The 19,332-nt window shown below is 67.9% G+C and carries 17 protein-coding genes and 1 pseudogene; 10 read left to right on the top strand and 8 right to left on the bottom strand.

The window, feature by feature from the left end; genetic code table 11:
* The first annotated feature begins 5 nt into the window (after positions 1–5).
* The 6 genes from ABL838_RS20595 to ABL838_RS20570 all read left to right on the top strand — a co-directional run bounded on the left by ABL838_RS20595 (position 6) and on the right by ABL838_RS20570 (position 5,836).
* Positions 6–995 (top strand): PDR/VanB family oxidoreductase, encoded by a 990-nt coding sequence (locus tag ABL838_RS20595; RefSeq protein WP_126024903.1) that lies wholly within the window; start codon positions 6–8, stop codon positions 993–995.
* A gap of 176 nt (positions 996–1,171) precedes the next feature.
* Positions 1,172–2,344 (top strand): ABC transporter substrate-binding protein, encoded by a 1,173-nt coding sequence (locus ABL838_RS20590; RefSeq protein WP_418121652.1) that lies wholly within the window; start codon positions 1,172–1,174, stop codon positions 2,342–2,344.
* Positions 2,345–2,497: 153 nt separating this feature from the next.
* Positions 2,498–3,370, top strand: coding sequence for a branched-chain amino acid ABC transporter permease (locus tag ABL838_RS20585; protein ID WP_126024905.1), 873 nt, complete (start codon positions 2,498–2,500; stop codon positions 3,368–3,370).
* Complete coding sequence (locus ABL838_RS20580) at positions 3,371–4,372, top strand: branched-chain amino acid ABC transporter permease (protein WP_126024906.1); 1,002 nt, start codon at positions 3,371–3,373, stop codon at positions 4,370–4,372.
* Positions 4,369–5,139, top strand: a complete 771-nt coding sequence (locus tag ABL838_RS20575) for an ABC transporter ATP-binding protein (protein WP_418121651.1) — start codon at positions 4,369–4,371, stop codon at positions 5,137–5,139. The genes ABL838_RS20580 and ABL838_RS20575 overlap by 4 nt, the downstream gene beginning before the upstream one ends.
* A complete protein-coding gene (locus ABL838_RS20570; RefSeq protein ID WP_184641378.1) occupies positions 5,132–5,836 on the top strand; it encodes an ABC transporter ATP-binding protein in 705 nt (234 codons plus the stop codon). Before ABL838_RS20575 ends, ABL838_RS20570 begins: the two co-directional genes overlap by 8 nt.
* A 16-nt stretch (positions 5,837–5,852) precedes the next feature.
* Here ABL838_RS20570 and ABL838_RS20565 read toward each other — a convergent pair whose 3' ends face one another.
* The 3 genes and pseudogenes from ABL838_RS20565 to ABL838_RS20555 all read right to left on the bottom strand — a co-directional run bounded on the left by ABL838_RS20565 (position 5,853) and on the right by ABL838_RS20555 (position 8,504).
* Positions 5,853–6,593, bottom strand: coding sequence for a DsbA family protein (locus ABL838_RS20565; protein WP_418121650.1), 741 nt, complete (start codon positions 6,591–6,593; stop codon positions 5,853–5,855).
* Positions 6,587–7,468: pseudogene (locus ABL838_RS20560) on the bottom strand (MBL fold metallo-hydrolase); the annotation flags it as partial. The gene ABL838_RS20565 and the pseudogene ABL838_RS20560, both read right to left, overlap by 7 nt.
* Positions 7,469–7,601: 133 nt before the next feature.
* Complete coding sequence (locus ABL838_RS20555; RefSeq protein WP_418121649.1) at positions 7,602–8,504, bottom strand: LysR family transcriptional regulator; 903 nt, start codon at positions 8,502–8,504, stop codon at positions 7,602–7,604.
* A 113-nt stretch (positions 8,505–8,617) separates the two neighbouring features.
* Between ABL838_RS20555 and ABL838_RS20550 the strand changes: the two genes are divergently transcribed.
* From ABL838_RS20550 to ABL838_RS20540, 3 genes are read left to right on the top strand one after another with little or no spacing between them, the layout of a single operon-like run.
* Entirely contained in the window at positions 8,618–9,565 is a 948-nt protein-coding gene (locus tag ABL838_RS20550; protein WP_418121648.1) for a hydroxymethylglutaryl-CoA lyase, read from the top strand.
* Positions 9,562–10,770, top strand: coding sequence for a CaiB/BaiF CoA transferase family protein (locus tag ABL838_RS20545; RefSeq protein ID WP_418121647.1), 1,209 nt, complete (start codon positions 9,562–9,564; stop codon positions 10,768–10,770). Before ABL838_RS20550 ends, ABL838_RS20545 begins: the two co-directional genes overlap by 4 nt.
* A 45-nt stretch (positions 10,771–10,815) precedes the next feature.
* A complete protein-coding gene (locus ABL838_RS20540; RefSeq protein WP_418121646.1) occupies positions 10,816–11,802 on the top strand; it encodes a tripartite tricarboxylate transporter substrate binding protein in 987 nt (328 codons plus the stop codon).
* Between the two features lie 19 nt (positions 11,803–11,821).
* Here ABL838_RS20540 and sugE read toward each other — a convergent pair whose 3' ends face one another.
* The 4 genes from sugE to rpoD all read right to left on the bottom strand — a co-directional run bounded on the left by sugE (position 11,822) and on the right by rpoD (position 16,822).
* Entirely contained in the window at positions 11,822–12,142 is a 321-nt protein-coding gene (gene sugE / locus ABL838_RS20535) for a quaternary ammonium compound efflux SMR transporter SugE (RefSeq protein WP_126024915.1), read from the bottom strand.
* Positions 12,143–12,160: 18 nt separating this feature from the next.
* Complete coding sequence (locus tag ABL838_RS20530; protein ID WP_369661561.1) at positions 12,161–13,297, bottom strand: HPP family protein; 1,137 nt, start codon at positions 13,295–13,297, stop codon at positions 12,161–12,163.
* A 4-nt stretch (positions 13,298–13,301) separates the two neighbouring features.
* Positions 13,302–14,537 carry a multidrug effflux MFS transporter gene (locus tag ABL838_RS20525; RefSeq protein ID WP_126024917.1) on the bottom strand — a complete coding sequence of 412 codons (1,236 nt, stop codon included), beginning with the start codon at positions 14,535–14,537 and terminating at the stop codon, positions 13,302–13,304.
* Between the two features lie 101 nt (positions 14,538–14,638).
* Entirely contained in the window at positions 14,639–16,822 is a 2,184-nt protein-coding gene (rpoD, locus tag ABL838_RS20520; protein ID WP_311737057.1) for an RNA polymerase sigma factor RpoD, read from the bottom strand.
* Between rpoD and ABL838_RS20515 the strand changes: the two genes are divergently transcribed.
* The gene (locus tag ABL838_RS20515) at positions 16,815–17,255 is read left to right on the top strand and encodes a hypothetical protein (protein WP_240650804.1); all 441 of its coding nucleotides are present in this window, start codon (positions 16,815–16,817) and stop codon (positions 17,253–17,255) included. The genes rpoD and ABL838_RS20515 overlap by 8 nt on opposite strands.
* Positions 17,256–17,270: 15 nt before the next feature.
* Here ABL838_RS20515 and dnaG read toward each other — a convergent pair whose 3' ends face one another.
* A complete protein-coding gene (gene dnaG, locus ABL838_RS20510; protein WP_418121645.1) occupies positions 17,271–19,307 on the bottom strand; it encodes a DNA primase in 2,037 nt (678 codons plus the stop codon).
* Positions 19,308–19,332 lie beyond the last annotated feature (25 nt).

The following is a 19,332-nucleotide window of genomic DNA, read 5'->3' as shown; positions in this document are numbered from 1 at the left end:
CCCCGATGAAAAGCGATCTTCAATGGATGCAGGCGCAGGTCGTCGCTCTGCGCGACGTGACGCCCACCGTGCGCGAGTTCGAACTGCGCCCCGAGAGCGGATTCGCCGCGCCCCATGAACCCGGCGCCCACCTCCAGGTGCAGGTGCTCACGGCGCAGGGCAGGGTGCAGACGCGCTCTTACTCGCTGGTGGGCGAGGGCGACGGCCGCTGCTGGCGCATCGCCGTCAAGCGCCTCGACGACGGCCGCGGAGGCTCGCTCGCGATGTGGCGGCTTGCGGTGGGCGACCGCTTGCAGGTGAGCGCGCCGCAGAACCACTTTCCGCTCGACCTGTCGGCCCCGGGCTACCTGCTGGTGGCCGGCGGCATCGGCATCACCCCGCTGGTGCTGATGGCGCAGCGGCTGGCCGCGCATGCGAAGCGCACCGGCGTGCCGGTGAAGATGCTCTACGGCGCTCGCAACGCCGACGAGTTCGGCTACCTCCCGCACCTGCGCGAGGCGCTGGGAGACGAAGGCGTCGAAGCCCACGAGGGTGCAGCACCCATCGACTTCGCAGCCGCCATCGCCGCGCTGCCGCCCGGCGCCCAGCTCTACACCTGCGGCCCGGTGCCGATGCTCGAGGCCCTCAAGCGCGCCTGGCAGGCGGCGGGCCGCCCCATCGCCGACCTGCGTTTCGAGACCTTCGGCAGCAGCGGCCGGCTGGCCACGCAGTCCTTCGAGGTGCGCATTCCGCGCCACGACCTGACCATCACCGTGCCTGCCGACTGCACGCTGCTCGATGCGCTCGATGCGGCGGGCGTGCAGACGCTCTCGGACTGCAGGCGCGGCGAATGCGGCCTGTGCGCCATGGACGTGATCGCCGTCGACGGCGAGGTCGACCACCGCGACGTATTCCTCAGCGAGCACGAGAAGAAATCGACCACCCGCATCTGCGCCTGCGTGTCGCGTGCCGTGGGCACGCTCACCCTCGATTCCGCCTACCGCGCCGACAGCTGATGCAAGCGGCCCGTGACGGGCCGAAGACTGCCTTGCGCGATCATCGCGCAGTTCATTTGTCAATCGCGCAACAAAGGTCAGCGACTGTGGCCGGCTAGGTGATTGCCTGCTGCGCCGGATGTTGCAAAGTGTTGAAAATAGCCCCGGTTCGCGTTCCGCCCCTCTAAGGAAAACACATGCAAAGACGCCATCTCATCCAGACCGCCGCCCTGTCGGCTCTTGCACTTTCGATGTCGCTGGCCAGTGCCCAGGACAACAAGTTCAAGATCGGCCTGATCCTTCCGATGACGGGCCAGTCGGCCTCCACGGGCCGCCAGATCGAAGCCGCCGCGCGCCTGTACATGGCCCAGAACGGCGACACCGTGGCCGGCAGGAAGGTGGAACTGATCGTCAAGGACGACACCGGCCTGCCCGACGTGACCAAGCGCCTGGCTCAGGAGCTGGTGGTGAACGACAAGGTCAACGTGCTGGCCGGCTTCGGCCTGACGCCCCTGGCGCTCGCCGTGGCGCCCATCGCCACCCAGTCGAAGACGCCCGAAGTCGTGATGGCCGCCGCCACGTCGAGCATCACCGAGGCATCGCCCTACATCGTCCGTTCGAGCTTCACGCTGCCGCAGGTGTCGGTGGCCATGGGCGACTGGGCGCCGAAGAACGGCGTGAAGACCGTGGTGACGCTGGTGGCCGACTACGGCCCCGGCAACGACGCCGAGAAGTTCTTCACCGAGCGCTTCCAGCTCAACGGCGGCAAGGTGCTCGACAAGCTGCGCGTGCCGCTGCGCAACCCCGACTTCGCCCCCTTCCTGCAGAAGGTGCGCGACGTGAAGCCCGACGCGCTCTTCGTCTTCGTGCCCTCGGGCGCCGGCGCCGCGGTGATGAAGCAGTTCCTGGAACGCGGCATGGACAAGGCCGGCATCCGCATGATCGCCACCGGCGACGTGACCGACGACGACCAGCTCAACGACATGGGCGACGGCGCGCTGGGCGTGGTCACCTCGCACCACTACTCGGCCGCGCACCCCTCGGCGCTGAACAAGAAGTTCGTCGAGGCCTTCGAGAAGGCCAACCCCAAGATGCGTCCCAACTTCATGGCCGTGGGCGGCTATGACGGCATGCGCGTCATCTATGAAGCGCTCAAGGCCACCAAGGGCCAGGGCGGCGGCGAGGCGCTGCTGGCGGCCATGAAGGGCCAGGTCTTCGAGAGCCCGCGCGGCCAGGTGCTGATCGACGCGCAGACGCGCGACATCGTGCAGGACGTGTACCTGCGCAAGGTCGAGAAGAAGGACGGGCAGCTCTACAACGTCGAATTCGACGTGATCAAGGGCGTCAAGGACCCGGGCAAAGCCAAGTAATACGGGATCGGGCAGCCGAACGCAGAAGTCGCGAAGGTTCCGCGAAAGTCGCAGAAGGAAACCAAAGATGGTTTTCTCTGCGACTTTCGCGTAGTTTTTGTCTTCCTTCTGCGTTCGGCTTTCCGCTTTCGCGACTGCATCGAAGACCCTCGCATGCTCACCATTCTTTTCGACGGCATCGCCTACGGCATGCTGCTGTTCGTGCTCGCCGTCGGCCTGGCCGTGACGCTGGGGCTGATGAACTTCATCAACCTCGCGCACGGCGCCTTCGCCATGGCGGGCGGCTATCTCACGGTGTTCGCCATGCAGAAGCTGGGCGTGCCGTTCCTTGCGTGCCTGCCGCTCGCTTTCATCGTCGTCGCGCTGGCCGGCGCGGTGCTGGAGCGAACGCTCTACCGGCCGATGTACGGCAAGCCGCATCTCGACCAGGTGCTGTTTTCCATCGGCCTGGCCTTCATGGCGGTGGCGGCGGTCGACTACTTCGTGGGCTCTTCGCAGCAGAACGTGCAGCTGCCCGAATGGCTGCGCGGGCGCACCGAGATCGGCGACGGCGCGCTGCTGCTGGGCATGGGGCACTACCGGCTCTTCATCATCGGCGTGTGCGCGGTGCTCACGGTGGTGCTGCAGCTCATTCTTTCGAAGACGCGCTTCGGCAGCCGGCTGCGCGCGGCGGTCGACGACCCGCGCGTGGCGGCGGGGCTGGGCATCAACGTCAACGTCGTGTTCCTGCTGACCTTCGCGGTGGGCTCGGGCCTGGCGGGGCTGGGCGGCGCGCTGGGCGCCGAGATCCTGGGGCTCGATCCGACCTTCCCGCTCAAGTACATGATCTATTTCCTGATCGTGGTGTCCGTCGGCGGCACCTCGTCGATCACCGGGCCGCTTGCGGCGGCGCTGCTGCTGGGCATCGCCGACGTGGCGGGCAAGTACTTCATTCCGAAGATGGGCGCGTTCACCGTCTACCTGCTGATGATCCTGATCCTGATGTGGCGCCCGCAAGGCCTCTTCACGCGCAAGGGAGGACGCTGAATGAGCACGCCTCTTCCCGTCGTCGCCGATTTCCAGTCGGCCCTGCTGCGCAAGGCGCGCTGGCGCCCGCTCGAATTCGTGGTCTGGGCCGCGGCCTTCGCGCTGCCGCTCGTGATGCCCTCGCACTCGCTGCTGGTCAACGAGATCGCCATCGTCGCGCTGTTCGCGATGTCGCTCGACCTGATCCTGGGCTACACCGGCATCGTGTCGCTGGGCCATGCGGCCTTCTTCGGCTTCGGTGCGTATGCGGCTGCGCTGTTCGCCAAGCTGGTGATGCCCGACCCGACCGTGGGCCTGCTGTTCGCAACCGTGCTGGCCGCGCTGCTGGGCATGGTGGCGAGCGTGACGATCCTGCGCGGCAGCGACCTCACGCGGCTGATGGTCACGCTGGGCACGGCGCTGCTGCTGCTCGAACTCGCCAACAAGCTCGACTGGCTCACCGGCGGCGCCGACGGCCTGCAGGGCGTGGTGATGGGGCCGGTGCTCGGCATGTTCGAGTTCGACCTCTACGGCCGCACGGCCGCCTGGTATTCGCTGGCGGTGATGCTGGTGCTGTTCCTGCTCATGCGCCGCCTCGTGCATTCGCCCTTCGGCGCCACGCTCAAGGCGATCCGCGACAACCGGCTGCGCGCCATGGCCATCGGCATTCCGGTGGTGTCGCGGCTGGTGGTGATCTACACCGTGGCGGCCGGCATCGCCGGCGCGGCCGGCGCACTGCTCGCGCAGACCACCGGCTTCGCCTCGCTCGACGTGCTGGCCTTCGACCGTTCGGCCGACGTGCTGCTGATGCTGGTCATCGGCGGCGTGGGCTGGCTCTATGGCGGCGTGGCGGGCGCCATCGTGTTCAAGCTGCTGCAGACCTGGCTGTCGGCCGTGACGCCGCAGTACTGGATGTTCTGGATCGGCCTGATCCTGGTGCTGCTGGTGCTGGTCGGGCGCGACCGGCTGCTCAAGCCCTGGACCTGGATCGGCGCGGGCGGCAAGAAAGGCGGTGCGGCATGAGCGAAACCGTGCTTTCCACCCACGGCCTGGTGATGCGCTTCGGCGGCATCACCGCCACCAACAACGTGTCGATGGAACTCAGGCGCGGCGCGCGCCATGCGCTCATCGGCCCCAACGGCGCGGGCAAGACCACGCTCATCAACCAGCTCACCGGCGTGCTCACGCCCACCGAGGGCCGCATCACGCTGATGGGCGAGGACATCACCTCGCTCGCGCCGCACAAGCGCGTGGCGCGCGGGCTGGTGCGCACCTTCCAGATCAACCAGCTCTTCGACTCCATGACGCCGCTCGAAACGCTGGCGCTGGTGGTGTCGCAGCACCAGGGCGCGGGCGCGCAGTGGTGGAAGCCGCTGGGCGCGAGCAAGGCCATCGCCGGGCGCGCGGCGCAGCTGCTGGAGCAGTTCCACCTGAGCGACGTGGCGCAGCAGCAGGTGAAGCACCTGGCCTACGGCAAGCGCCGGCTGCTCGAGATCGCGATCGCGCTGGCCTGCGAGCCGCGCGTGCTGCTGCTCGACGAGCCCGTGGCCGGCGTGCCCGCGGGCGAGCGCGAGGAACTGCTGCAGACCGTGGCCGCGCTGCCGGCCGACGTGTCGGTGCTGCTGATCGAGCACGACATGGACCTGGTGTTCAGCTTCGCCGACCGCATGACGGTGCTGGTCAACGGCACCCTGCTGACCGAGGGCGACCCCGAGACCATCGCCAACGATCCGAAGGTGAAGGAGGTCTATCTGGGCCATGGCACGGCAACGGAGGCTGCCCATGTCTGAGCTGCTGAGAATAGAAAACCTGAGCGCGGGCTACGGCGAGGCCGTGGTGCTGCACGACGTGGCCTTCACGCTCGGCGAGGGCCAGACGCTGGCGCTCCTGGGCCGCAACGGCACGGGCAAGACCACGCTGATCAACACGCTCGCGGGCGCGACGCGCCAGCACGGGGGCAGCATCACGCTGGGCGGGCAGGCGCTGCACAAGCTCGCGCCGCACCAGCGCGCGGCGGCCGGCATCGGCTGGGTGCCGCAGGAGCGCAACATCTTCAAGTCGCTCACCGTGCACGAGAACCTCACGGCGGTGGAGCGGCCGGGCAAGTGGACGCCCCAGCGCGTGTACGAGATGTTCCCGCGCCTCGCCGAGCGCAAGACCAACCTGGGCACGCAGCTCTCGGGCGGCGAGCAGCAGATGCTGGCGGTGGGCCGCGCGCTGGTGCTCAACCCCAGGCTGCTGCTGCTCGACGAGCCGCTCGAAGGGCTCGCGCCGATCATCGTGGAAGAGCTGCTGCGCGCCATCCGCCGCATCACGCAGGACGAAGGCCTGTCCGCGATCATCGTGGAGCAGCACCCGCAGGCGATCCTCGCGATCTCTGACGAGGCGGTGGTGCTCGATCACGGCACCATCGTGCACACGGACAGTGCCGCTTCGCTGCGCTCCCAGCCGCAGGTGCTCGACCGGCTGCTGGGCGTGGCGAGATAGCCGGAAGCTTTTTCTCTCAGATGGCGCAGCCGTCGGGCCCGCAGGCCGGCGCCGAGGCGTCCGTGGCTGCCGGGGCCGGCTTCGATGCCCCGGCCACGTTCGCAAGCTGCGCCTTCCATTCGTCCGCACGACCGAGCCAGGGACCGATGTCGACGCGGCCGGCGCTGCCGTCGGGCTGCACGAGCACGAAGGTGGGAAAGCCCTGGCCGCCCGCGCGCTGCAGGAACTGACGGCTCTCGGCGATGTGGCGCGAGGTGGCTTCGCCCGACTGGCGCTCGAAAGCCGATGCGAAGGCCCGTGCGTCGAAGCCGAGTTCGGCGGCGATCGCCTTCAGCACTTCCACATCGGCGATGCGGCGGCCATCGACGTAGTGCGCGCGCTGCAGGGCGTGGATCATGTCCAGCCCGCCGCCCGGGCGCAGCGATTCGGCCGCGAGGACGGCGGTGGTCGGCGGCTCGGAATCCATCACCGCGCCGGTGTCGCGCAGCAGTCCCTCGAAATACCGCTCGCCGAAGGGCTGGCCGGTCATTTCGGCGATGCGGTGGTCGTGCGGCATCACGTAGTCGCGCCACTGCGGCGTGATCGGCCGGCGGTTGGCGCCGGTCATCATGCCGCCGCCGTGGAACTCGACCTTCAGGCCCGGCACCTCGCGCGCCGCATCGACCAGTGGCGCGGCGGCATAGCACCAGCCGCACAGCGGGTCGAAGATGTAGTGCAGCGTCGCGCCTGCACCTTGTGCGTCGTTCATTGCGGCCATTTCATTTCTCCCTTGATGACCTTCGCGCCGAGTTCCAGCGAAGAGGCGTCTTCCAGCTTCGGGTAGCGCTTCTTCATCGCGGCGATGAGCGCGCCCGAGTCCTTGGCCTTGGCGGCTTCGACTTCGAAGGCCTTCAGGTAATCGCGCGTGAACTTCACCGAAGCGAGCGAGTAGGGCGCGCTGCCGTTCGCGTTCGGCAGGTAGTGGCCGGGCACCACGGTCTTCGGGTGCAGCGCCTCGATGCGGCCCAGCGTCCTGATCCAGTCGCGGCGCGACTCGGGCGTCTGCGTGTCGGCCACCCACACGTGGATGTTTGCCGAGACGGGGATGCCGCCGACCACCGCCTTCAGCGAGGGAATCCAAGCGAAGCTGCGTTCGGGAGTGGGGCCGTCGAGGCCGACGACCTGGATCTTGCGGCCCTCGAGCTCGATGCTGTCGCCGGCCAGCGGCTGCGGCACCACCAGTGCCTTGGGCGCGTTGTCCTTCAGGACCGGGCCCCAGTGCGCGAGCTTGCCATCCTTGGAGGCCTGGATGGCGGCCACGGTCTGCGGCGTGGCGACGATCTTCGCGTCGGGGAAGGCGGCCTGGATCACGTCGAGGCCGAAGTAGTAGTCGGGGTCGCTGTGGCTGATGTAGACCGTGGTGAGCTTCTTGCCCGTGGCCTTGATCTTCTGCACCAGCGCCTCGGCGTCGTTGCGCTGGAACTGGGCGTCGATGAGCACCGCGTCGGTCTGGCCGGTGACGATCTCCGAGGAGACGGGGAACATCGATTTCGCGCCGGGGTTGTACACCTCGAGCTTGAGCGGCTGGGCGGCCTGGGCGGTGAGGCTGAAACCGAGGGCGAGGGCGGAGGAGAGGAGGGTTCTGCGGAACATGGTGGCGGGCTTTCTCTGTGTGATTCGACTGTGTGTGGATGGGTGACAGCGCTGAATGCCTTGAATATTAGGTTGCGCGAATCGAAACAAAAACCCGACGATCCACAACGAATAGTTTCCTAATTCGGTCGAATCAGTCCGTGGCACGGCGTTCCAGATGCGCCACCAGCAACTGCGCCGAGGGCGACAGTTCCGTGTCGCCCCGGAAGCAGATCGCAAAGCGCCGCCGCGCCCAGGCGTCGGTCAGCGGCATCAGCCGCAGCCCGAAGGCTTCGGCGAAGGGCCGCGCCACTTCGGCCGGCACCACGCTGATCGCCAACCCGGCGCGCACCACGCGCAGCGCAGCGTCGAAGTTGGACACCAGCACCCGGTAGACCAGCGGCTTGCCCGCCACCGCCGCCTCGCGCGCCAGCATCAATTGCACGGCGCTCAGCGCCGGCATGCCGACGAATTCATGGTCGAGCACCTGCTCGAAGCGCACGCTCTCGCGCTGCGCCACCGGGTGCGAGGGATGCGCCACGATGGCGAGGTGGTCGCAGCGGTAGTCGCGCCGCTCCAGGCCTTCGAGGTCGGCCGCGTCCCAGCACAGGCCGATGGAGGCGCTGCCCTCGCGGATGCCGCGCACGATCTCGGGACTCACGCGCTCTTCCATGTCGACGCGGATATTGCGGTGCGCCGGGGCCTGCAGGAAGTCGGCCACGTCCTCGGCCAGCGACTCGGCCATGACCGATGCCGAGGCCAGGATGCGCACATGCCCGCGCACGCCTCCGGCGTAGGCCGCCATGTCGCGCTCGATGCGATTCACGCTGCCGAGCATCGCGCGGGCGTGCTCCAGCAGCGTTTCCCCGGCCGGCGTGGGCACCACGCCCCGGCGCTTGCGCAGCAAAAGCGGCGTGCCGACGGTCTCCTCCAGCTGGGCCAGCCGCTTGCTGATGGCCGAGCCGACGATGGCGGCCTGTTCGCCGGCGCGCGCGATGCTGCGCGTTTCGCAGACGGCCACGAAGAGCCGCAGGGTGGTCAGGTCGAGGTCTCTCATGATGTTCCGTTCTGGAATCAGATGGCTTCCAAAATATACCTTCTGGATCGAATTGGAACTCCTACCATCGGTGCCCTAGCCTGGATCACCCAGCATCACCACGGAGACAAGACTTGATTCACGCCTTCCTGCCGCCGCGCGCGGTCGTCCGCGAAGTGGGCCTGCGCGACGGCCTCCAGAGCATCGCGCGGGTGCTTTCCACCGAAAACAAGCTCGAATGGATCCGCGACGCGCACGCCGCCGGCCAGCGCGAGATCGAGGTCGGCTCCTTCGTGCCGGCACGCCTGCTGCCGCAGCTGGCCGACACGGCCGAGCTGCTGGCCTACGCGAAGACGCTGCCGGGGCTCTTCGCCTCGGTGCTGGTGCCCAACCTCAAGGGCGCCGAGCGGGCCATCGAGGGCGGGGCCGACCTGATGGTGGTGCCGCTGTCGGCCAGCCACGCGCACAGCCTCGCCAACCTGCGCAAGACGCCCGACGAGGTGGTGGCCGAGGTCGGCCGCATCCGCGCGGCGCGCGATGCGGCGGGCTCCAAGACGCTGATCGACGGCGGCGTGGGCACGGCCTTCGGCTGCACGCTGCAGGGCCACGTCGATCCCGACGAGGTGCTGCGGCTGATGCAGGCGCTGCTCGACGCCGGCGCCGACCGCGTGAGCCTCGCCGACACCGTGGGCTATGCCGATCCGGCGATGGTGCGCAGCCTGTTCGAGCGCGCCCTGCGCATTGCGGGCGACCGGCTGTGGTGCGGCCACTTCCACGACACGCGCGGCATGGGGCTCGCGAACGCCTATGCGGCGCTCGAAGTCGGCATCACGCGCTTCGACGCCTGCCTCGCCGGCATCGGCGGCTGCCCGCACGCGCCCGGCGCCAGCGGCAACGTCGACACCGAAGACCTGGTCTTCATGCTCGAGAGCATGGGCGTCGCTACCGGCGTCGACCTGCCGAAGCTGCTCGACCTGCGCAGGCGCGTGGCCGGCTGGCTCGAAGGCGAGACGCTGCAGGGCACGGTGTGGCGCGCGGGTTTCCCGAAGACTTTCACGGCCATGGAAGGCGTTGCGGCATGAGCACGACGGATACGCAACAGAAGCGCCTGCCGCTCGCCGGCATCCGCGTGGTCGAGTTCACGCACATGGTGATGGGGCCGACCTGCGGCATGGTGCTGGCCGACCTGGGCGCGGAAGTCATCAAGGTCGAGCCCATCGAGGGCGACCGTACGCGGCACCTGCTGGGCGCGGGCGCGGGCTTCTTCCCGATGTTCAACCGCAACAAGAAGAGCATCGCGCTCGACCTGCGCAATCCGCAGGGGCTCGAGGCCGCGCTGCGGCTGTGCGTGAGCGCCGACGTGGTCGCGCAGAACTTCAAGCCCGGCACCATGGACAAGTACGGCCTGGGCTACGCCGCGCTCGGCAAGCTCAACCCGCGCCTCGTGTACGTGGACCACGCGGGCTTCCTGCCCGGCCCCTACGAGCACCGCACCGCGCTCGACGAGGTGGTGCAGATGATGGGCGGCCTCGCCTACATGACGGGCCGCCCCGGCGATCCGCTGCGCGCGGGCACCAGCGTGAACGACATCATGGGCGGCATGTTCGGCGCCATCGGCGCGATCGCCGCTCTGATGCAGCGCATGCAGACCGGCAAGGGGCAGGAGGTGAAATCGGCGCTGTTCGAGAACAACGTGTTCCTCGTCGGCCAGCACATGCTGCAGTACGCCATCACCGGCCAGGCGGCAGCGCCGATGCCCGAGCGCATCTCGGCCTGGGCGCTGTACGACGTGTTTACCGTGAAGGACGGCGAGCAGATCTTCCTGGCGGCGGTGAGCGACGCGCAGTGGAAGACCTTCTGCGATGCACTCGGCTTCGACGACCTGAAGGCCGACCCGGCGCTGGCCACCAACAACGACCGCGTGCGCATGCGCCCCACGCTGCTGGCCGACCTGCGCCAGCGCCTCGCGCAGCGTTCGGCGGCGGAGCTGTCGGCGATCTTCGAGGCGAAGGGCCTGCCTTTCGCGCCGATCACGCGGCCCGAGGACCTCTACGCCGATCCGCACCTGAAGGCCACGGGCGGCCTTGCCGACATCCGCCTGCCCGACGGCGAGCGCGCCGGAGAGATGGCGCAGACCACGCTGTTCCCGATCACGCTGGGTGGCGAGCGCCTCGGCGTGCGGCTGCACCCGCCGACCCTGGGCGAGCACACCCGCGAGCTGCTGGCCGAGTTGGGCTATGCGCGCGAGCAGGTCGATGCGATGCATGCGGAGTCGGCGGTGGCCTGAGCAAGGCGCCTTTCCAGAAACATAAAGAAGAGAGACAAGACCATGATGAACACGCCTCCCCTGAAGATGAACCGCCGCGCGGTGCTCGGCCTCGGCGCCAGCGCAGCCGCGCTGGCCGCATGCCCCGCGTTCGCGCAGGGTTCGGACAAGCCCATTCGCCTGATCCTGCCGATCAGCGCGGGCTCGGGCGTCGACACCATCGCGCGCGCCGCCGCGCCCGCGCTGGGCAAGGCCTTCGGCCAGCCGGTGGTGATCGACAACCTGCCGGGTGCGGGCGGCATCACCGGCGCGGCGGCCATCGTCAAGGCGGCGCCGGACGGGCTCACGCTGGGCATGGTGTCGAACAACCACGTCATCAACCCGGCGGTGTTCAGGAAGATGCCCTTCGACGCGATCAACGACATCACGCCGATCAGCGTGGTGGGCGCGACGCCCCTGGTGCTGCTGGCCAACCCGAAGCTGCCGGCGAAGAACGTGCCCGAGCTGGTCGCGCTGCTGCGCGCGAAGCCGGGCGCCTACAACTACGCCTCGTCGGGCAACGGCACCATCATCCATCTGGCGGGCGAGATGTTCATGGACGAGGCCGGCGTGAATGCGCGGCACATTCCGTACAAGGGCACCGGGCCGATGATGACGGACATGATCGGCGGCCAGGTCGAGCTGGGCGTGGTGGCGCTGCCGGCGGTGCAGTCGCACATCAAGAGCGGCGCGCTGCGCGCCATCGGCCTGTGCGGCGCGCAGCGCTCGCCGGCCGCGCCGGACATTCCGACCATCGCCGAGCAGGGGCTGCCGAACTACGCGGTCGAGGGCTGGTTCGCGCTGATCGGGCCGGCGAAGATGCAGCCGGCGGACGTCGCCCGCATCCATGCCGCCGTGGTCGCGGCTTTTTCCAGCGCCGAGGTGCGCGAGGCGATGGACAAGCAGGGCAATGTCGTCAGGCCCACCACGCCCGAGCAGGCCGCCGGCTATTTCCGCAGCGAGGCGGCCCGCTACGCGGCGCTGGTGAAGAAGGCGAACGTGACGGTCGAGTAGGCGGGAAGGGAAGAAGAACTCAACCCTGGCTCGTGAACTTGAGCCCGATGATGCCGGCCACGATCAGCGCGACACACACGAGCCGCGCTGCGTTGGCAGGCTCGCCGAACAGCACGATGCCCAGGGCCACGGTGCCCACCGCGCCGATGCCGGTCCACACCGCGTAGGCCGTGCCCACGGGCAGCGAGCGCATCGCCCAGCCCAGCAGCACCACGCTGAGCACCATCGAGATCGCGGTGCCCACCGAGGGCCAGAGCTTCGTGAACCCCTCGGTGTACTTGAGGCCGATGGCCCAGCCCGTTTCGAGCAGGCCCGCGATGAACAACACGATCCACGCCATGCGCGTGCTCCTTTCGCTTCAGTTGGGTTCGGGCCGCACGGCGCGGTAGAGGGCGCGCACGAAGTCCGACTGGGTGATCATGCCGGCCAGCCGCTTTTCGTCGTCGATGATGGGAATGTGGTGGTGGCCGCCCTCGGAGAACAGCGGCACCAGGTCGACCACGGGCCGGTCGGCGCTGGCCACGCGCACCTGGCGCGTCATGATCTGGCCCACCACTTCGGGCTTGCTCGACATCACGGTGCGGGTGGCGCGGATCAGGTCGCGCAGCTTGGCGGCGATGCCTTCGTGGTGCTGCAGGTCGAGCTGGCGGAAGAAGTCGGCCTGCGTGACGATGCCCACCACGCGGCGCGTGCGGTCGGTGACGGGCAGGGCCTTGATGCGGCGCTCGTGCATCAGCGCCCAGGCTTCCTGCAGCGGTGTGCCGAACTCCACCGAGATCGGCACGTTGGACATGATGTCCGCGCAGCTCAGCGTGCCCAGCCGGCGCTTGTACGACTCCAGCTCGGTCTCCCGGATCAGCGATTCGAGGTCGTCGCGGCTGATGTCCAGCACCTGGTTGTAGCGGGCGAGCACGGCGTCGATGTCGGCCTGGCTGAAGCGCGCATCGGAGCCCGGCGGGCGCGCGGCGACCTGCACGTGCGGATAGCGCCGCCCGGTCAGCGTGTTGTAGGCCACGCCGGCCAGCACCAGCAGCAGCGAGTTGGTGAAGAACGGAAAGAGGGCCGACGAGAAATGCGTGGTGTGGGTCAGCACCGCCAGCAGCGCTGCCGCGCCGCCGGGCGGGTGCAGGCAGCGCGCGCTGAACATCAGGCCGATGGCGCCCGCCACCGCGACGGCGGCGGCCAGCTCGGGCTGGGGAATCCAGTTGGCCGCCGCGATGCCGACCACCGCCGAGAGCGTGTTGCCGCCGATCACCGACCAGGGCTGCGCGAGCGGACTCGCCGGCACCGCGAAAACCAGCACGGCGCTGGCGCCCAGCGGCGCGATCAGCCAGACCGAGGCGTGCAGCGGCCCGGCCAGCCAGTGCGACAGCAGCGCGGCCACCAGCAGGCCGATGCCCGCGCCCAGGACGGCGCGCAGCCGCTCGCGCGCGTCGACGGTGGTGCGGCCCGGCAGCCAGGCGCGCGCGTGGGTGAGGAGGGCTGCGAAGCGCATGTTCTCAGCCCTCGTGCGCCACCTTGCGCCCAATGTCCGGCCAGCGGCCGTGCAGCCACACCCAGGCGACCAGCCCGATGGCGAGCATGCCCATGGAGGTCAGCGCCAGCGCGAGCGTGGAGTGCATCACCAGCGGCGCCACCGCGCCGGCCACGATGCCGTTGGCGGTGGAGCCGATCACCGCCTGCAGCGACGAGGCCATGCCGCGGCGCTCGGGGTGCAGGTCGAGCACCAGCAGCGTGACCACCGGCACCATCAGCGCCCAGCCGAAGGCGAACACCGCCAGCGGCCAAAGCGCCCACGCCACGTGTGCGTGGAAGAAGGTGTTGGCCACCACGTTGACCACAGAGGTGGCCAGCATGATCACGAAGCCGTCGCGGATCTGCCGCTTGGGCGCCACCTTGCCGGCCATGCGCCCGCTGGCGCGCGCGCCGAGCATGATGCCGCCGATGGTCAGCAGGAAGAACCAGAAGAACTGCTGAGGCTGCAGCGCGAGGTGGTCGCCCAGGAAGGCGGGCGCGGCCAGCACGTAGAGGAACATGCCATTGAAGGGCACGCCGCTGGCGAAGGCCAGCAGCAGAAAGCGCGGGTCGGAGCACAGGCTCCAGTAGCCGCGCATCAGGTGGCGCACCTGGAAGGGCTGGCGGTGGTCCTTGTGCAGCGTCTCCGGCAGCAGTTTGTAGTTGGCCGCGAACAGCGCCACGCCCACCGCCACCAGGAACCAGAACACCGCGTGCCAGCCCGCGTGCACGAAGAGGAAGCCGCCCACGATGGGCGCGATGGCCGGCGCCACGCCGAAGTAGATCGTGACCTGGCTCATCACCCGCTGTGCCTCGGCCGGCGGGAACATGTCGCGGATCACCGCGCGCGAGACCACGATGCCGGCACCGGTCGACAGGCCCTGCAGCCCCCGGAACAGCACCAGCTGCGTGATGTTCTGCGAGAGCGCGCAGCCCAGCGAGGCCAGCGTGAACACCGCCAGCCCCCACAGCACGACGGGGCGGCGGCCGAAGCTGTCGGACAGCGCGCCGTGGAACAGGTTCATGAACGCGAAGCCGAAAAGGTAGGCCGACAGCGTCTGCTGCATCTCGGCCGGCGTCGCGCCGATGGACTGCGCGATGCCGGAGAAGGCCGGGATGTAGGTGTCGATGGAGAAGGGCCCGAGCATGCCCAGCACGGCGAGCAGCACGGCAAGCGCCCAGCGCGGGGCCTGCCAGAGTTTGTCTGCATCGGGATTCATGGTGAGGTTTGCTCCATTCTTCTTATGCGAGTCTTGCGAGTACCAAAAAAGAAAGCGCCCTTGCGGGCGCCTCCTCGTCGGGGAAATACCGGGAGACCGGATCAGAGCGTATCAATAAAGCTGCGCAGCTTGTCCGAACGCGACGGATGCTTGAGCTTGCGCAGGGCCTTCGCCTCGATCTGGCGGATGCGCTCGCGGGTCACGTCGAACTGCTTGCCGACTTCTTCCAGCGTGTGGTCCGTGCTCATCTCGATGCCGAAGCGCATGCGCAGCACCTTGGCTTCGCGCGGCGTGAGGCTGTCGAGGATGTCCTTGACCACGTCGCGCAGGCCGGCCTGCATCGCGGCCTCGATCGGAGCCGTGTTGCTGCTGTCCTCGATGAAGTCGCCCAGGTGCGAATCGTCGTCGTCACCGATGGGGGTTTCCATCGAGATCGGCTCCTTCGCGATCTTCATGATCTTGCGGATCTTGTCTTCCGGGATCTCCATCTTGGCGGCCAGGATGCCGGCGTCGGGCTCGAAGCCGAACTCCTGCAGATGCTGGCGCGAGATGCGGTTCATCTTGTTGATCGTCTCGATCATGTGCACCGGGATGCGGATGGTGCGCGCCTGGTCGGCGATCGAGCGGGTGATGGCCTGGCGGATCCACCACGTCGCGTAAGTCGAGAATTTGTAGCCGCGACGGTATTCGAACTTGTCGACCGCCTTCATCAGGCCGATGTTGCCTTCCTGGATCAGGTCGAGGAACTGCAGGCCGCGGTTCGTGTACTTCTTGGCGATGGAGATCACGAGGCGCAGGTTGGCCTCGATCATTTCCTTCTTGGCGTCGCGCGAGGACGATTCGCCCTCGTTCATGCGTTTGTTGATGTCCTTCAGCTCCGAAAGCGGCACCACCACGCGCGACTGGATGTCGGCAAGCTTCTGCTGCAGTTCCTGCACCGGCGGAATGTTGCGCGCGAGCACCGAGCTCCAGGGCTTGCCGGCGGCGGCCTGCTTCTCGACCCACTTCAGGTTCAGCAGGTTGGAGGCGATGCGGTTGCCGTTCTTGTCGTAGCCGCTGAAGTCGCGGATGAACTCGTCCTGCGGGAAGCCGCACTTGTCCACGATGATGCGGCGCAGCTCGCGTTCCTTCTTGCGCACGTCGTCCACCTGCGTGCGCACCAGGTCGCACAGCTTCTCGATGGTGCGGGCGGTGAAGCGGATGGTCATCAACTCGTCGGACACGGCCTGCTGGGCCTTGGCGTACGCCGGCGTGCCGTAGCCCTCCTTCTCGTAGATCTTGTGGATCTTCTCGAACAGCTCGGCGATGCGGTCGAAGCGCGAGAGGGCCTCGTTCTTGAGCTCTTCCAGCTTCTTGGTGAGCGCCTTGGAGCCGCCCTTGCCGTCGTCGTCGTCTTCCTCGTCGAATTCGTCGAAGTCTTCCTCGGCAACGTAGTCGTCGGCCTCGTTGGGGTTGGAGAAACCGTCGACGATGGTCGAGATGACGACCTTGCCTTCACGGATCTCGCCGGCCAGGCGCAGGATCTCGGCGATGGTGGCGGGGGAGGCCGAGATGGCCTCCATCATGGCCATCAGGCCGCCTTCGATGCGCTTGGCGATCTCGATTTCGCCTTCGCGCGTCAGCAGCTCGACCGTGCCCATCTCGCGCATGTACATGCGCACCGGGTCGGTGGTGCGGCCGAATTCGCTGTCCACCGTGGAGAGCGCGGCTTCGGCTTCTTCCTCGGCTTCTTCCACCGTGGTGGCAGTGGGCGCGGTGTTGTTCAGCAGCAGGGTCTCGGCGTCGGGCGTCTGCTCGTACACCGCCACGCCCATGTCGTTGAGCATGGTGACCACGACTTCCATGGTCTCGGCGTCGACCAGCTTGTCGGGAAGGTGGTCGGAGATTTCGCCGTGCGTGAGGTAGCCGCGGGTCTTGCCCAGCGTGATCAGGGTCTTCAGGCGCGAGCGGCGCTTGGCCAGGTCTTCTTCGGAGAGCACGGTCTCGTCGAGACCGAACTCCTTCATCAAGGCGCGTTCCTTCGCCTTGCTGATCTTCATGCGAAGCGGCTTGACCTTCTCTTCGGTCGCCGCAGCCGCGGGCTCGTCACCCGCCAGGTCGTCCTCGATGTCCGACAGGTCGATGTCGCTCTCGGGGGCTTCCTTGTCGGCCTTGGGCTTGCGGCCGCGCTTGGCGCCGGTGGTGGCCGACGCGGTTCCGGCGGCCTTGGGCGGGCGGCCGACCTTCTTGGCGGCCGGGGCGGCGGCCTTCTTGGGATCTTCGAGGGAGGTCGATTTCGTGGGCACGGTTTTCACTTTCGTAGCGGCGGCCGATTTGGATGCGGCGGCGGCCGTCTTGGTTGCCGGTTTCGCACCGGCTTTCAACGGTTTTTCTGCTGCGGGCTTGGTGGCGACGCTTTTTGCAAGTGAAGGAGCAGGCTTCTTTGAACTGGGCATACGACCTCGTTACGGCAAGAAAAGACAAGCGGAATCACAGGCGCACCGTCATGCGGACGGCGCCACCAAGCCCGTGCACAGGCACGGACTGGAAACAAATGGGAAAGAGGAAGTGATTCCTCAACAGGCAAGATGTCGGGCGAACATTTGGTGTGCAGTCCTTGCGGTTATTGACCCTTTCCGCCGGAATCTACCGTTGGAGTGCATTGCGCTAGGGGTCGGCCCGGAGGTGCTGCTGTCGCTCTTGCCTATATTTCGCCAATTGCGAAGCCCTACATTATAGCGTGTTGCGCAAATTTCAAGCAGTTTCTGAGCCCGAGGAGCGCAATCTGGCGCGCAATTCGAGCCGCCTTGCCTGAATTGCCCTGAAACGGTTCGGCGCGTCCGGGTCTTTCCCGAAAGCCGCAATTGCCTCGTTTTCCTGCTTTTTCAAGAGTTCCTCGAGCATGAAGTCGAGCACGCTGGCAAGCTCCCGGGCGGCATCGGCCAGGTGTTGCGCTTCTTCTCCCTCGGGAACGGGCCCGGCTTCGGCGACGGACATCAGCCGCTCGGCCAGCGGCTCGAATTCGAGGCCGCGCAGGCCTTCGCGCAGGGCCGCCCAGGGCTGGACGCCGTGCTCGTGCAACTGGCTGTCGAGCCACGTGAAGAGGGCGCCGTGCTGGCCCGGCAGGTCGCACAGCATCACGTGGAGCTCGTGCGACAGCGCCTCCCACTGCGCCATGTTCGACAGCAGCAGCCGAACCGCCACGTCCGGCCGGCTGGGCGGCGTGCCACGGCCGCGCAGGGGCTCGATCGGCTCCTCGAACTTGCCGCCCCAGCGCTTGCCGCCCTTGCCCGTGAACTTGCGCTGCTGGAACTTGGGTTTGCTATCGTTTTCGTAGCGCGCAGGTTCGTAGTCCTGTGGCGGCGGCATGTCGGGGTAGTAGTCGTCCGCGCCACCGTCGCCGTAGTTCGGAGGCTCGTCGTGGCGACGCTGCTGCTGCTGCGCGGGCCCGCCGCCGGCCTTGCGCGGACCGGGTGTGGAGGCCCACAGCTCCGACAGCGCCGGCGCGTCCAGCTGCACCAGCGTCGCGATTTCGCTCAGCAACTGCCGCTTGAGCGCCCCGTCGGGCATGGCGCTCCAGAGCGGGCGCACGTTGCTCGTCATGTGGGCGCGGCCCTCGGCGGTGGTCAGGTCGCAGCCTTCGCGGGCGGCCTCGATCATGAAGCGCGACAGCGGCGTGGCCTCGTTGACGAAGCGGGCGAAGGCCTCGGCGCCGTGCTCGCGGATGAAGCTGTCGGGATCGTGCTCCGCCGGCAGGAACAGGAACTTGATGCTGCGTACGTCGGTGGCATAGGGCAGGGCGCCGTCGAGCGCCTTGCGCGCGGCGCGGCGGCCGGCGGCGTCGCCGTCGAAGCTGAACACCACCGACTCGGTGAAGCGGAATAGCTTCTGCACGTGGTCCGTGGTGCAGGCCGTGCCCAGCGTGGCCACCGCGTTCGGAAACCCGAGCTGCGCCAGCGCCACCACGTCCATGTAGCCCTCGGTGACCAGCGCATAGCCCTTGTCGCGGAAGGCAGCGCGGGCTTCGTAGAGGCCGTAGAGCTCGCGGCCCTTGCTGAACACGGGTGTTTCGGGCGAATTCAGGTACTTGGGCTTCTCGTCGCCCAGCACGCGGCCGCCGAAGCCGATGCATTCGCCCTTCACGTTGCGGATCGGGAACATCACGCGGTCGCGGAAGCGGTCGTAGCGCTTGGCTTCTTCCTCGCTGAGCTTGCCTTCCTCGTTGTTGACGATCACCAGCCCGCTCTCGGCGAGCAGCGGGTCGTCGTAGTCGGGGAAGACGCTGGCCAGCGCGCGCCAGCCTGCCGGCGCATAGCCGATGCCGAACTGCTTGGCCACTTCGCCCGAGACGCCGCGGCCTTTCAGGTATTCGATGGCGCCGGGCGCCTGCCGCAGGTGCTTGCGGTAGGCGTCGCCGGCCTTCTCGAGCACATCGGTCAGCGTGGCCTGCTTCTGGCGCTGGCTGGCGGCGCGGGCGCGCTCTGCGGGGGAGACGTCGTCCTCGGGCACCTGCAGGCCGTACTGGCCGGCCAGGTCGTGGACCGCCTCGACGAAGCCCATGCCCCCATGTTCGATCAGGAAGCCGATGGCGTTGCCGTGCGCTCCGCAGCCGAAGCAGTGATAGAACTGCTTGGTCGGGCTGACGGAGAAGGAGGGCGATTTCTCGCCGTGGAACGGGCACAGGCCCATGAAATTGGCGCCGGCCTTCTTGAGCTGCACATAGCGGCCGACGACCTCGACCACATCGGCGCGCGCGATGAGTTCCTGGATGAAAGAAGCGGGGATGGTCATGTAGGCGAAGAGCGGCAAATCATAC

The organism is Variovorax sp. 160MFSha2.1, from assembly GCF_048305075.1.
GTDB classification, from domain to species: domain Bacteria; phylum Pseudomonadota; class Gammaproteobacteria; order Burkholderiales; family Burkholderiaceae_C; genus Variovorax; species Variovorax guangxiensis.
This window is presented reverse-complemented; position numbering and strand designations above follow the sequence as displayed.

Bases quoted from the DNA above. Each gene is read 5' to 3' on its own strand.
- dnaG (WP_418121645.1), bottom strand. From the start codon at position 19,307: ATGACCATCCCCGCTTCTTTCATCCAGGAACTCATCGCGCGCGCCGAT.
- sugE (WP_126024915.1), bottom strand. From the start codon at position 12,142: ATGGCGTGGATCGTGTTGTTCATCGCGGGCCTGCTCGAAACGGGCTGG.
- ABL838_RS20580 (WP_126024906.1), top strand. From the start codon at position 3,371: ATGAGCACGCCTCTTCCCGTCGTCGCCGATTTCCAGTCGGCCCTGCTG.
- ABL838_RS20585 (WP_126024905.1), top strand. From the start codon at position 2,498: ATGCTCACCATTCTTTTCGACGGCATCGCCTACGGCATGCTGCTGTTC.
- ABL838_RS20540 (WP_418121646.1), top strand. From the start codon at position 10,816: ATGAACACGCCTCCCCTGAAGATGAACCGCCGCGCGGTGCTCGGCCTC.
- ABL838_RS20575 (WP_418121651.1), top strand. From the start codon at position 4,369: ATGAGCGAAACCGTGCTTTCCACCCACGGCCTGGTGATGCGCTTCGGC.
- ABL838_RS20525 (WP_126024917.1), bottom strand. From the start codon at position 14,537: ATGAATCCCGATGCAGACAAACTCTGGCAGGCCCCGCGCTGGGCGCTT.
- ABL838_RS20530 (WP_369661561.1), bottom strand. From the start codon at position 13,297: ATGCGCTTCGCAGCCCTCCTCACCCACGCGCGCGCCTGGCTGCCGGGC.
- ABL838_RS20545 (WP_418121647.1), top strand. From the start codon at position 9,562: ATGAGCACGACGGATACGCAACAGAAGCGCCTGCCGCTCGCCGGCATC.
- ABL838_RS20555 (WP_418121649.1), bottom strand. From the start codon at position 8,504: ATGAGAGACCTCGACCTGACCACCCTGCGGCTCTTCGTGGCCGTCTGC.
- ABL838_RS20590 (WP_418121652.1), top strand. From the start codon at position 1,172: ATGCAAAGACGCCATCTCATCCAGACCGCCGCCCTGTCGGCTCTTGCA.
- ABL838_RS20595 (WP_126024903.1), top strand. From the start codon at position 6: ATGAAAAGCGATCTTCAATGGATGCAGGCGCAGGTCGTCGCTCTGCGC.
- ABL838_RS20565 (WP_418121650.1), bottom strand. From the start codon at position 6,593: ATGGCCGCAATGAACGACGCACAAGGTGCAGGCGCGACGCTGCACTAC.
- ABL838_RS20570 (WP_184641378.1), top strand. From the start codon at position 5,132: ATGTCTGAGCTGCTGAGAATAGAAAACCTGAGCGCGGGCTACGGCGAG.